The sequence below is a fragment of the Agrobacterium sp. 33MFTa1.1 genome, assembly GCF_004328495.1.
GTDB lineage: Bacteria > Pseudomonadota > Alphaproteobacteria > Rhizobiales > Rhizobiaceae > Agrobacterium > Agrobacterium pusense.
Window position 1 is genome coordinate 1,918,658 of the sequence record NZ_CP036358.1, and the last position, 13,492, is coordinate 1,932,149.

The following is a 13,492-nucleotide window of genomic DNA, read 5'->3' on the forward strand; positions in this document are numbered from 1 at the left end:
AAACGACATCAGCGACCGGTTGCGTCATCAGATACCCGGCGCGGAATATCTTCACCCAGCCACTGGGCGATCTTATCCTCGAGAATTTCGGGGCTGATGGGCTTCGACAGATAATCGTCCATGCCGGCCTGCAGGCATAGATCGCGGTCAGCATCCTGCGTATGGGCCGTCACGCCAATGATCGGCACATGCCGGCCTTCGGCGGCCGCAAGTTCGGCCGTCCGGATCGCCTGCGTTGCCTGATGCCCGTTCATGACAGGCATGGAGACATCCATGAGGATGATCGCGGGATTATATTCCTCCCACGCCTGAACGGCCTTTTTCCCATTGCCGACGATCAGGAACCGCAGACCCGTCTGCTGCAAAATCTGCGTGAAAACAATCTGGTTGACGTCATTGTCCTCGGCCACCAGCACATCGATCAGGCTGGGCCGCAGCCGGACGGAAACTGTCGGCACCTCTGCCCGCCGCTTCTTTTCTGAAGCAGGACCTTCCGGCCGGGACGAACCGCCGTCCGAGGCACCTGCGAAAGCTTCCGGCCGCGCGCGTTTCAGCCGCACGTCGCGCACCACGTCGAACAGGGTGGAACGCAACAGCCGCGCCCGCGCGGGCTTCATCAGATGGGCCTGCACGTTGAGATCGGTAAAGAGCGTCTCGTCACCCACGACATCCATGGACGTGAGGAAAATGATGGCGATGTCATCGAAACGGCGATCCGCCCTGATCCGCTCCACCACGTCCAGGCCGTTCATGACAGGCATGTGATAATCGAGAATGATGGCGTCGATCGAAAGACCCACCGCTGCGGCTTCCTGCAGCACGGCGATGCCCGTGGGCCCACCCTCGACGGCATGGCCGTCTATGCCCCAGCTTTGCAGCTGCTCCGTCAGGATGCGCCGGTTGACATCGTTGTCATCGATGACGAGCACCCGGATATTTTCGATCGCCACCGAAAGAGGTGGGACATCCCTCCGCCTTTCGGTCATCTGAAACGGGATGTTGACCTCGAAACTCGACCCCTTGCCCACTTCGCTGACGACATCGATCTTGCCATTGAACAGTCCGACAAGGCCGACGGTGATCGCCAGGCCGAGCCCGGTTCCTTCGTGACGGCGCGTGGCGGAACTATCGACCTGGCTGAACTTGTCGAAGATCGTCTCCAGCTTGTCGGAGGGAATACCGATCCCGCTGTCTTCGACACGCAGCGACAGGATGGCCTCCGAAGCTTCCGCTGACTGCGCAGAAAGCTCCACCAGCACATGGCCGGTTTCGGTGAACTTGACGGCATTCCCGACGAGGTTTGTAACAATCTGGCGGAAGCGTCCGGCGTCACCGATGACCTTGCCGAAAACCGACGGATCGATCCGCACCACCAGCTCTATGTTCTTCTCCAGCGCCGCCGAGGACAGGAGCGAAACCACATCCTCAACGGCTTCCGCCGGATCGAAAGATACGCTGCGCAGTTTCATCTGCCCGGCTTCGATCTTGGAGAAATCGAGGATGTCGTTGATAATCGTCAGAAGCGCATTGCCTGACTTGACGATGATGTCGGTGAAAGTCTTCTGGCGCGTATCGAGGTTGGATTTGGCCAGAAGCTCCGCCATGCCAAGCACGCCGTTCATCGGCGTGCGGATTTCATGGCTCATATTGGCCAGAAATTCCGATTTGGCGCGGTCCGCCGCTTCCGCCCGCGAAAGCAGACGTTGCAATTCGCCTTCGCGCATCTTCATCTCGGTCACGTCGGTGACGATCACGAGCCAGTAATTGCCGGAACTGTTGGTGGCTTCCAGGTTGAGCCAGCTCTTGCCGGCGACATGGATAAGCCAGGAGAACGGCCGGTTGGCGGCAATGTTGTCTTTCCAGGCATTAAGCATCGCGGCCGCTTCCTCGGCCGTGCCGAAATCTCCGCGCGCGGCACAGTGGGCGAAGAAGCCGGACCAGTCGCGATCCTTTTCCAGCAGCTCGGGCGGCACGTCGAACATCCGCGCCATCGCCTCGTTGGACATGATGATCGTGCCCTGCTCCACCAGCACCAGGCCCTGCGCCATGGCGCGCGTCGCGCCCTGCATATATTCGCCGACGCGCTCCAGCTCGGCCTTCGCCTTGCTGATTTCGGCGTCGCGCATTCGCACATCCGTCACATCGGCATAGGTGCTGAGGATTTTTCCGCCTTCGAGGCGCGTTTTGGAGATGACGGTCACCTTGCCGCTTTTGCTGCGCACCTCGCGGGGGGCAAAGGCCTCATCCTTCAGGAGCCGCTGCGCCCGCTCGCTATAGACCTCGTCGAAAGGCCGATCGCCATAATCATAAAGGCCGCTATCGAAATTCATCCTCATGAATTCGCGATAGTCTTTGCCCACAAGTGATTTCTCGCCGCCGATTTCGCCCCAGACCTGGTAGAAGAACGGATTGACATATTCGATGACGAGATCGGCGCTGAGAAGCAGCACCCCCACGGGCAGCGCGTGAAGCACCGCCTCGAGCTGGCGATGCAGCGCCTCGGCTTCGGCCTGTGTGGCGATCAGCGCCTTTTCCCGCTCCTGCAGGAGGCTGACATCGGTGACGGAGCCCACGAGGTAATATTCGTCATCCGGTGTCGCAACGCGGCCGAGCCGCGTGATGACGGGAATGGACCGTCCGTTGCGCTGAGGCATGTTTCCCGTGCGTTCGAGCGCCTCCCCGGTCTGCAAGATCCGTTCGTTTTCCTGCTGGAACTGGGAGCCATTCTGCGGGAACATTTCGGATTCGGTCTTGCCGATATAGTCGGCGAGATTGCCGCCGAGAAATGCATCATAGGCGGCATTGGCATAGGTCAGCCGCCTGTCCTGATCCCTCAGGAAAACCCCCACAGGCAATTGTTCGAGGGCAGCGCGCAGCAACCAGGTCTCGCGGATCTGGGCGCTGAGAAGGGTCTCGTGCGCCTTGAACTCGGTCACATCGATGCGCAGGCCAACCAGCATGCCGTTTTCCAGCCGCTTGTTGACCATGCGCACCCAGCGGCCATCGGCGAACTGCTCCACCCTTTCGAGATAGGGCAGGGAAAAATCGCGCAACTGCTCCCGCATCCAGCCTTCGAACGCAGGGTCGTCTTCTTTGACGCGACGATATCCGCTCGAAAAATAGAGCGCCTCCATCAGCGCCTCGAGCCGGATGCCCGGCTTCAGCTCGACGCCAAAACCGCTATAGAACTCCGCGAAACGGGCATTGCAATAAACCAGCCGGTTTTCCGGATCGTAGACGACGATGCCGGCATCGATGAAATCCATGAGGCCGCTACTGAACAGCAGGTCCGACGCCCCGCCGATATCCGCCGTCCCCGTCAGAACGCCCAACGGCATGTCTTCCACCGTTTCGAACAGGAACAGGCTGCCGTCATCATCGGTGAAGCGCTCGCAGCGAAGTGTGTATGGCAGGGAGGAAACCGAGGCATGGCAGGCGATCATCTCGTCCGTCGCAAAAACGAGTGAACGGCGCTCCCTGTCCTCCCGCTCCGCATCACGGATATCAGCCGAGAGGGAAAGGCTGGTGTGGCCTTCGAACGCCCTGAGGGGACGCCCCATCAACCGTGCGTAGGCGGCGTTGACCACGAGATAGCGCAGCTCGCTGTCCTTGATGCACGCGGGCAGGTTCAGGGCGGCAACAGCCCTGCAAGCCTTTTCCAGCAACCCGCTGCCCTCGGTCAATCGATACTCCACAGCGTGCAGTTTCACTTTGTCGAATCAAATATTTCTAGATGACTTCGCAAAAACGTTATGTGAGAAAATCTGTTTTTGCTATGCGCCCTGCCCGGCAATACACTTTTTTAACCATAATTATTCGCTGCGACCCAGCTCTTCGGCCAGCTGGCGGCGGCGTTCCGCATGGCTGCCATGCGCCGTCCGGCAGCCATGTCATGAAACTATCGCTTGACTTTGGCGAGTAAAACGCCCACATGCCGGTCAAGCTTTCACCTTCGGCAGCCGCGTGAGCTGCAGCGTATGTTGAGAAGACTTGGTCCGAGAGAGACTTGGCCCGCATGAAGGAAAAGCGCAGAGAATACAGAAGACGGCATGTGCCGCACTGATGCGCAGAAAGTTATTCCAACCCACAAGTTCCCAATTCACGCGGGGTTCTTGACGCCGAAACCGCCGGACAGCAGCCCTGTTCCGGACGATTGGTTTTTGGCGCCCCGAAAGGCATTATATTGACCAGTTTTAGCGAACTCGGCCTCTCCGAAAAGATTGTTGCCAGCGTTACCCAGCTTGGCTACACAACCCCGACCCCCATTCAGGCAAAAGCCATTCCGCTGCTGCTCGAAGGCCGCGACCTGATCGGCCTCGCACAGACCGGTACCGGCAAGACCGCCGCTTTCGGCCTGCCGATCATCGAAATGCTGATGAAGCAGGCGGACCGCCCGGCAAACCGCACCTGCCGCACGCTCATCCTTGCCCCGACCCGCGAGCTGGTGAACCAGATCGGCGAAAACCTGCGCGCTTTCGTGAAGAAGACGCCGCTGCGCATCAACCAGGTGGTTGGCGGCGCATCGATCAACAAGCAGCAGCTCCAGCTCGAAAAGGGCACGGACATTCTGGTGGCAACCCCCGGCCGCCTGCTTGACCTCATCGCCCGCAACGCCATCTCGCTCTCCAAGGTCACCTATCTGGTGCTGGACGAAGCGGACCAGATGCTCGACCTCGGCTTCATCCACGATCTGCGCAAGATCTCGAAGATGGTGCCCGCCAAGCGCCAGACGCTGCTCTTCTCCGCCACCATGCCGAAGGCGATCGCCGATCTGGCCCACAGCTACCTGACCGATCCGCTGAAGGTCGAAGTGACCCCGCCCGGCAAGGCAGCCGACAAGGTGGAGCAATATGTCCACTTCGTCGCCGGAAAGAACGACAAGACCGAGCTTCTGAAGAAGTCTCTCAACGAGAACCCGGATGGCCGCGCCATCGTGTTCCTGCGCACAAAGCACGGTGCGGAGAAGCTCTACAAGCATCTCGAACATATCGGTTTCAAGGTCGCCTCCATCCACGGCAACAAGAGCCAGGGCCAGCGCGAGCGCGCCCTGAAGGGCTTTAAGGACGGCGAGATCAAGGTTCTGGTCGCAACCGACGTCGCGGCGCGCGGCATCGATATCCCGGCCGTGACGCACGTCTTCAACTATGACCTGCCGGAAGTACCGGACGCTTATGTCCACCGCATCGGCCGTACCGCCCGTGCCGGCCGCGATGGCATCGCCATTGCTTTCTGCGCACCGGACGAGACCCGCCTGTTGCACGACATCGAAAAGCTGATGAAGATCGATATTCCGGTTGCTTCTGGTGAACGCCCGGCCGGTCTTGCCAGCCCGACGCGCCCCAACAACAACCGCGGCGGACGCAATAACAATGGCGGCCAGCAGCGCGGCCCGCGCGAAGGCGGACGCCACAACGGCGAATCCCGCCCGTCTCGCCACCACGCGCCGCGCGATGCGGACAATGATCTTGAAGTCACCTCAGACTTCAAGCGCGTGAAGCAGGCCGAAGGCGACGCAGGCCGCCCGGCTGGCCCGCGCAAGCATCGTCGTCCGGCCCGCAAGCCCGGCGGCAGCGGCGCCAACCGCCACGCCCCTGCCGGCGGCAACGGCCAGGAAAAACGCGCTTCCGGTAACGGCCATCGCGGCCGCAACCGTTAAGTCGTTCTGAATGGATTGAGGACGCCGCGGCATTGCCGGGCGTTTCTTCTCCCCGCCGGGGAGAAGATGGCCCGAAGGGTCGGATGAGACGGTAAAGTTGCCGTATCTCATCACCCTTGCCCCCTCATCCCGCTGCCGCGACCTTCTCCCCGGCGGGGAGAAGAAACAAGCGGCACGCGCTCGCCAATAATCAAGCCCCGCAGCCACACTCGGTAGCGGGGCTTTTCTTCGCCTTCAGTTCCCCTGCGCGACCGGACGACGCCGTGACGGCAGGGTCATCGCCAGCACGCCCGCAATGACGCAGACGAGCCCACCCCACATGGCGGGCGTCGGCATTTCCCCCAGAAACGCCATGCCGAAGGCGACCCCGACCGGCACCCTGAGATAGGCCTGCGAGGTGGTCCCGACCGAACCGAGCGTCTGCATCAGCCGGAAATAGATCATGAAGGCGAGCGCGGTCGAAAACACACTGAGGCACAACAGCGCCGCCAGTGATGCCGCCGAAGGCGACAAGGTCCAGGGTCGGTCGACAATCAGGCTCACGGGCAGCAGCAGGACAGCACCGCAGATAAGCGAGCCGGCGGCCGGCATGATCGGATCGAGCCCTTTGAAATTTTTACTGAAAATGGCCGCGCAGGCATAAGAAAATGCCGCTGTCAGCACGGCGAGCTGGCTCCATATCGCCTCGCCCGCCCCATCAAGTGCCTCCATGCCGATAATGAGGCAAACGCCCGTCATGCCGGCAATCGTGCCGAACAGCTTGCGCCCGCTGACTGCCTCATGCCGGATCACGAGCGCCGTGAGAAGAAAGGTAAAGATCGGCGTCGTGGCATTGAGAATGACGGCGAGGCCGGCATCGATGCTCTGTTCGGCCCAGGCGATCAGCGTGAAGGGGAGAACGCTGTTGATACAGGCCTGAATGAAGAACAGCCGCCATGTCGCTAAATCCGTGGGCAAACGCAACCCGCGCAGCCGGATCACCGCGAAGAGCAGCAGACCGGCGATCATCGTGCGCGATGCGATGAAGGTAAGGGGCGGAATGGTCTCCACCCCGATCTTGATGAAAGTGTAGGATGCGGCCCACAGCGTGGACAACAGGGCCAGAAGCAGCAATTCGCGGGCGATGGGGTTCTCAGAGGACACGGATCGATTTCCAACTAGATTGAGGGTGACCCGTTCTTAACCGGAAAACAGACGCCTATGCTTCGGCCGCGGCCGAAGTATCGACCCTGCTCTAAAAAGAAGCCCCGCGCGGCGTTGGCCACGCGGGGCTTCGGCAAAACAAATCGATGTCCGGTCAGGCAGATCAGGCCCGGCGCTCATCCACCGAGAAAGCGCCCGGACCGGCCACGAACAGATAGAGGAAGATGAAGCAGAACAGGATGGCGGCATCACCCCCGTTGAGTGCCGGGAAGAAGCTCTTCGGCCCATGCGCGATGAAATAGGCAACCGCCATCTGGCCGGACAGGATGAATGCGACCGGACGCGTGAAAAGGCCGATCAGCACGAGAATGCCGCCGACGAATTCCAGAATCGCCGCCACCAGCAGCATCGTCGGCAGGGAGCCTTCCATCTGCGATGCCGGAAAACCGAACAGCTTCTGCGTTCCATGCGAAATGAAAAGCAGCGCCGTCATGATGCGCAGCGCCCCGAGTGCCTGTGGGCGATAGCGGGAGAGAGAATCGAAAATTGCCATGTTGATGTGTCCCCGTTGAAGTGGTGAAGCGCCGATAAGAGCGCGATGGCACGTTTATGGATACACCTCCGAAATAGCGGAAATCACGTTTCCGATATTGCAGAACTACCTAAAATACTCAAAACGCCATTTTCTACAAATAGTTGATTTCACCATAGAAAATTGACTTTCTTACAGAAAAATCAACTCAGGGCTTCAGACATTTTTTCGATCGCAACAGGCGGAAAAACCGTCCCGCCTCACGCCTGCAGCACCACCACCTTCGAACCGACAGGCACGCGGCTATAGAGGTCGATGATGTCGTGGTTCAGCATGCGGATGCAGCCGCTCGACATGGCGTGGCCGATGGACTGCGGCTGGTTGGTGCCATGCAGGCGGAACATGGTGTCGTTGCCGCCGCGATAAAGATAGAGCGCGCGGGCGCCAAGCGGATTGTTCGGGCCGCCGGGCATGCCGGCTGCGAATTTCAGATTGCGCGGATCGCGGCGCATCATGTTCGCGGTTGGTGTCCAGGATGGCCATTCCGCCTTGCGACCGATATAGGCGTCACCCTTCAGGGCAAGACCCTGGCGGCCTACACCGACGCCGTAGCGCATTGCGCGACCGTCGCCGAGAACATAATAAAGCCGCCGCGCCGGCGTATCCACAACCACCGTTCCAGCCGGATGGCGCGTATCATAGGCCACCTCCTGCCGGCGCAGTTCGGGCTTCACCTTATCGAGATGCATGGCGGGAAGCGGGAATTTTTCCTCCGGCTTCGCCGCGTAATCCAGCCTGTGCTGGCCGATGCCGGTGTTTGCGCAGCCAGCCAGAAACAGCGGCAATCCAAACAGAACACCACGACGTGAAATAGACATGTAACCCCCGCCAAATCATGTGATTAACGAGAGGTATAATTTTATGGTTAATAAACCCCTAATATGAGGTTGCAGTAATTAACCAGCCGCAACCGATGCGGCAGGTTTGCGATTGGCGAGATAAACGCCTGTCACCGCCAGAACCGTACCCGCAATCATCGCAGGCGTCAGCGTCTCGCCGAAAAGCAGGGCGGCTTCCACCGCGGCAAGCGGCGGCACGAGATAGATCAGCGAAGCGGCGCGTGAAACCTGGCCGCGCCGGATCAGATAAAGAAGCAGCGCCACGGCCCCGATGGAAATCGCGCCGACAGACCAGGCGAGCGTGGCGGCAAGGCCGAGGCTCCAGTCCACATGCCCATCTTCCAGCAGAAGCGCGAAGGGAACCGTTACCAGCAGTGCGCCGACATATTGCAGCGTTGCCACCGCCATGATGTTGCCGCCATGCACGTACTTCTTCTGGTAGAGCGTGCCATAGGTGACCGAGGTCATGCCCAGCACATTCACCGCCACGGCGTAAAGCGGCACCGACAGCCCGACAGCACCCGCGGCCATGACCTTCGGCAGCACCGCGATGGCGATGCCGGCAAAGCCGATGAGCAGGCCGGCGCGCTGCAGCGGCGAAATCCTTTCGCCGATCATGAAACGGGCGGCCACCGCCGTCATCAGCGGCTGCAGGCCGGCGATAATGCCGCCGATCGCCGCCGGCACGCCCTGCCCTATCGCCCACCAGATCATGCCGAGATAAAGACCGTGCAGGAAGACGCCTGACAGGATCGCCCGGAAGATATCGACACGACTTTCGGGCCACTGGATGGACGAAAAGCGGCAGATCGCCCACAGCAAAACGCCCGCCAGAAGATAGCGCAGACAGAGGAAGGTCAGCGGCCCGGTATAATAGACCGCATATTTGGCGGTGACCCAGCCCGTCGACCAGAGAAAGACGAAGATGGCCGGAGCCAAACGGTCGAGCGACATGGGCGCATCCTCTGTGTAGCATGGTGTCCGCTACCGGTGCGGAACAGTCGGCGAATTGATATTTCTGCGGCTTCACGCAAACCGGCGAATAGTCGACCCGGGTGTTCAGCATGGCGGTATCCGCATCCCGGCAAAAGGTCAAAGGCGTTTTGGTGATCACATCTTTCAGATTTTCTGATGCGACGCCGGACATTCATCAACCGAAAGCGAGCGAACAAAATTTATGCATTCGCCCACGGCGCAAACAGCGCCACCGCCCGCTTACACCGCTCGTCGCCCCGCAACCAATTTGCCGATGCCGCATTTATAGGCGGAAGCCGAAAAAACGCTTCTTTTTTAAAACTCTAGAGCGACAAAAAATCTTCTCGGGGAGGCCTGCATAGTTCTTGCATTGCATTTGTCGTTGTATTCATATGGCAAAAAAGGGGACATCGAAGTTGGCATTTGACGAAATGATAAATGCGGACAACACGCCGCGAAGCCCATATGAAAACTATAACGAATGGTACAGCCGGCAGGACAGGGCACACCTGATCCAGAAATCAAAAGACGCGGAAAACATCTTCAGAAAAACCGGCATTACTTTCGCAGTCTATGGCCACGCCGATAGTTCAGAAAAACTGATACCCTTCGATATTATCCCGCGCATCATCTCCGGCCGTGAGTGGCGCAAACTGGCCCAGGGCATCGAACAGCGTGTTCTCGCCCTCAATGCTTTCCTCGACGATATCTACCACAAACAGGAAATCATCCGCGCCGGGCGCATCCCCCGTGAGATCATCGAAAAGAACGAAGCCTTCCTGCCGGAAATGATCGGCTTCACGCCGCCCGGCGGGGTCTACACCCATATCGTCGGCACGGATATCGTCCGCACCGGCGAAGACCAGTTCTATGTTCTGGAAGACAATGCCCGCACGCCTTCCGGTGTCAGCTACATGCTGGAAAACCGCGAAACGATGATGCAGATGTTCCCGGAACTTTTCCATGAAAACCGCGTGCGACGGGTGGAGGATTACCCCTATCTGCTGCGCCAGTCGCTTGCCTCGCTCGCCCCTCCGGGCTGCACCGGCAAGCCGCGCGTCGCGGTGCTGACCCCCGGCATCTATAATTCCGCCTATTACGAGCACTCGTTCCTCGCCGACATGATGGGTGTGGAACTGGTGGAAGGTTCCGACCTTCGCGTCATGGACGGCAAGGTGAAGATGCGCACGACGCGCGGTTATGAGGCCATCGACGTTCTCTACCGCCGCGTCGACGACGACTTCCTCGACCCGCTGACTTTTCGGCCGGATTCGGCGCTTGGCGTTCCCGGCATCATGGATGTCTATCGCGCCGGCAACATCACCATCGCCAACGCCCCCGGCACCGGCATTTCCGACGACAAGGCGATCTATTCCTACATGCCCGAGATCGTCGAATTTTATACCGGCCGCAAGCCGCTCCTGGAAAACGTGCCGACCTGGCGCTGTTCCGAGCCGGACAGCCTGAAATACGTTCTCGACAACCTCGCCGATCTCGTCGTCAAGGAGGTCCACGGTTCAGGCGGTTACGGCATGCTGGTCGGTCCCACCGCATCGAAAAAGGAACGGGCGCTGTTTGCCGAAAAGCTGAAAGCACGCCCATCCAACTATATTGCGCAGCCGACGCTGTCGCTCTCCACCGTGCCGATCATGGTCAAGAACGGCATCGCGCCGCGCCATGTCGATCTGCGTCCTTATGTGCTTGTTTCGGACAAGGTGCAGATCATTCCCGGCGGCCTGACCCGCGTTGCGCTCAAGCAGGGCTCGCTGGTGGTCAATTCCAGCCAGGGCGGCGGCACCAAGGATACGTGGGTACTGGAGGATTAAGCCATGCTGGGCAGAACGGCAAACGGGCTCTACTGGATGTTCCGGTATATCGAGCGCGCTGAAAACATCGCCCGGCTCATCGATGCGGGCCTGCGCGTTTCACTGACGCGCTCAGGCAGCGGCGACGAGGATTGGGACGGCGTGCTGCAAAGCGCGGGCGTGCACGAGGAATTCCTCGAAACACGCGAAAAGGTGACGGCGGCAAATGCTATCGATTATCTTCTCCGCGAGAAATCGAACCCATCCAGCGTCATGTCCTGCATCGAAGCGGGGCGCAACAATGCCCGCATGGTGCGCACGGCGTTGACGCGCGAGACATGGGAAGCCACCAACGAATTCTGGATCGAGCTGAAGAACATCCTCGGCCGCAAGCTCAACCATGCGGAACTGCCGCAGACCATCGACGTGATCAAACACCGCGCCGGTCTGGTGCGCGGCGCCTTCCACGGTTCAATGCTGCGCAACGATCTCTACAATTTCTCCCGTATCGGCACCTTCATCGAACGCGCCGACAATACGGCGCGCATTCTCGACGTCAAATATTACGTGCTGCTGCCAGCTGTGGCGCATGTCGGCTCATCGCTCGACAATGCGCAGTGGGAATCCATTCTGCGCTCGGTTTCGGCCCACCGTTCCTATGGCTGGGTCTATGATGCGGAATACAAACCGGCCAACATCGCCGACTTCCTCATTCTTAATGGACGCATGCCGCGTTCGCTTGCCTATTGTTACGAGAAGATCGCCAGCAACCTCAATTACATCGCCGAGGACTACAGCGAACGGCACAAGGCACACGATACGGCGGAAAGCATCCGCGACAGCCTGCGCGCGACCACCATCGCCCGGGTCATGGACGAGGGCCTGCACGAGTTTCTGGAAAGATTCGTCCATCGCAACGGGCAACTGGGACAGGAAATCACGGAAGGCTACCGCTTCTATCAATGAGCGCGTAGACGGGGACAGCTTATGCGTCTGAAAATCACCCATACGACGGAATATGTCTATGACGAGCCGATGCCCTATGCCTTGCAGCGGCTGCGCCTGACACCGCAGACCGGCCCGAGCCAGACGGTGGAGGACTGGGATGTCTCGGTCGATGGCGCCACCGTCGAAGTGACCTATGACGACCATTTCGGCAATCGCGTCGCGCTGGTGGAAACGGAAGGCCCACAGCAGCGGGTCAAAGTGGTGGCGAGCGGCACGGTGAACACGCAGGACAAGGCCGGCGTGTTCGGTCACCACATCGGCAACGCGCCGCTCTGGCTCTTCCTGCGGGAAACGCCGCGGACCAAACCGGGAAAGCTGGTACGCGAACTGGTGAAGGTGAGCGTCGGCGAGAGCGAGCTTGCCCGCCTCCACAATCTCATGGAAAACATTCACGGCAAGGTGGAGTATGTTCCCGGCTCCACCGACATCGAAACCACGGCCGAAGCGGCACTGGAGGCTGGCAGGGGCGTCTGTCAGGACCACGCCCATATTCTCATTTCCGCTGCCCGGCAGATGGGCCTGCCTGCCCGTTATGTATCCGGTTATCTGATGATGGAGGCGGTGGAGGAACAAACCGCTACCCACGCCTGGGCCGAGGTGCATCTGCAGGGCCTTGGATGGGTCGGCTTCGACGCCGCCAACAATATCTGCCCCGATGACCGTTATGTCCGCATCGCATCCGGTCTCTGCTATCGCGATTGCGCGCCTATATCTGGCATGCGCATCGGCCCGGCCGGTGAGACGCTGAGCGTTTCAGTTACCGTGCAGCAATCGCAGAGCCAGAGCCAGTCCCAGAGCTGAGATCATGGCCGCCAGAGACGACGATACGATCGGTTTCTATACTGACAACGCAACCGCCTATACCACCCGCGGGCAGGCAGCAGACCGCCCGCATCTCAAGACATTCCTGTCGCAGTTGGAAAAAGGCGCGACCATCCTCGAACTTGGATGCGGCGGCGGGCAGGACAGCGAATATATGCTGGCAGCCGGTTTCGACGTGCATCCCACAGATGGAACGCCCGATATAGCGAAGGCTGCGGAAGCCCGACTCGGCATTCCTGTCAGGACATTGCTGTTCGAAAATATCGATGAGGTCGGGCGCTATCACGGCGTCTGGGCCAATGCCTGCCTGCTGCACGTGCCACGCCCTGCTCTGCGCGGCATCATCGGCCGTATCCACACGGCACTGAAACAGGGCGGCGTCTTTTATGCGAGCTTCAAGGCCGGAGAGGCTGAAGGACGCGATACGTTCGGCCGCTATTACAATTATCCGTCCAGGTCATGGCTGGAGGAGCTTTACGGGCAATATGACTGGACGGGCGTAGAGATCGAAGCCCGGCAGGGAAGCGGTTACGACAAGCTGCCGACAGACTGGCTGCATGTCATGGCCAAAAAGCGCTAACCAACCGCGACAGGTTCACGGTTGCAAAAAGGCGCAGCACCCGTTTTAATCGCCGTTCTCAGTTGAAAGCAT

Annotated in this window: 10 protein-coding genes; 5 read left to right on the plus strand and 5 right to left on the minus strand. The window is 59.8% G+C overall.

Annotated features, from left to right (window positions below; all coding sequences use genetic code 11):
- Positions 1 to 8: 8 nt before the first annotated feature.
- A complete protein-coding gene (locus tag EYD00_RS09730) occupies positions 9 to 3,683 on the minus strand; it encodes a response regulator (RefSeq protein ID WP_034498734.1) in 3,675 nt (1,224 codons plus the stop codon).
- Between the two features lie 500 nt (positions 3,684 to 4,183).
- On the opposite strand from EYD00_RS09730, the gene EYD00_RS09735 reads away from it, so the two are divergent.
- The gene (locus EYD00_RS09735; protein WP_004443127.1) at positions 4,184 to 5,656 is read left to right on the plus strand and encodes a DEAD/DEAH box helicase; all 1,473 of its coding nucleotides are present in this window, start codon (positions 4,184 to 4,186) and stop codon (positions 5,654 to 5,656) included.
- A gap of 234 nt (positions 5,657 to 5,890) precedes the next feature.
- On the opposite strand, the gene EYD00_RS09740 is transcribed toward EYD00_RS09735, so the two are convergent.
- From EYD00_RS09740 to EYD00_RS09755, 4 genes are all read right to left on the minus strand, one after another.
- The gene (locus tag EYD00_RS09740) at positions 5,891 to 6,799 is read right to left on the minus strand and encodes a DMT family transporter (protein WP_034498732.1); all 909 of its coding nucleotides are present in this window, start codon (positions 6,797 to 6,799) and stop codon (positions 5,891 to 5,893) included.
- Between the two features lie 163 nt (positions 6,800 to 6,962).
- The gene (locus tag EYD00_RS09745; RefSeq protein WP_004443130.1) at positions 6,963 to 7,352 is read right to left on the minus strand and encodes a DoxX family protein; all 390 of its coding nucleotides are present in this window, start codon (positions 7,350 to 7,352) and stop codon (positions 6,963 to 6,965) included.
- Between the two features lie 239 nt (positions 7,353 to 7,591).
- Entirely contained in the window at positions 7,592 to 8,209 is a 618-nt protein-coding gene (locus EYD00_RS09750) for a L,D-transpeptidase (RefSeq protein WP_004443131.1), read from the minus strand.
- 78 nt (positions 8,210 to 8,287) lie between these two features.
- Positions 8,288 to 9,184: a DMT family transporter gene (locus tag EYD00_RS09755; RefSeq protein ID WP_004443133.1), complete on the minus strand. Its 897-nt coding sequence runs from the start codon at positions 9,182 to 9,184 to the stop codon at positions 8,288 to 8,290.
- Between the two features lie 437 nt (positions 9,185 to 9,621).
- On the opposite strand from EYD00_RS09755, the gene EYD00_RS09760 reads away from it, so the two are divergent.
- Genes EYD00_RS09760 through EYD00_RS09775 form a run of 4 tightly spaced genes read left to right on the plus strand, consistent with a single transcriptional unit; the run spans position 9,622 to position 13,420 of the window.
- Positions 9,622 to 11,031, plus strand: coding sequence for a circularly permuted type 2 ATP-grasp protein (locus EYD00_RS09760; RefSeq protein ID WP_006699591.1), 1,410 nt, complete (start codon positions 9,622 to 9,624; stop codon positions 11,029 to 11,031).
- Between the two features lie 3 nt (positions 11,032 to 11,034).
- Complete coding sequence (locus tag EYD00_RS09765) at positions 11,035 to 11,976, plus strand: alpha-E domain-containing protein (protein WP_004443135.1); 942 nt, start codon at positions 11,035 to 11,037, stop codon at positions 11,974 to 11,976.
- Between the two features lie 21 nt (positions 11,977 to 11,997).
- Positions 11,998 to 12,819 (plus strand): transglutaminase family protein, encoded by an 822-nt coding sequence (locus EYD00_RS09770; RefSeq protein WP_004443136.1) that lies wholly within the window; start codon positions 11,998 to 12,000, stop codon positions 12,817 to 12,819.
- A gap of 4 nt (positions 12,820 to 12,823) precedes the next feature.
- The gene (locus EYD00_RS09775; RefSeq protein ID WP_034498729.1) at positions 12,824 to 13,420 is read left to right on the plus strand and encodes a class I SAM-dependent methyltransferase; all 597 of its coding nucleotides are present in this window, start codon (positions 12,824 to 12,826) and stop codon (positions 13,418 to 13,420) included.
- Positions 13,421 to 13,492 lie beyond the last annotated feature (72 nt).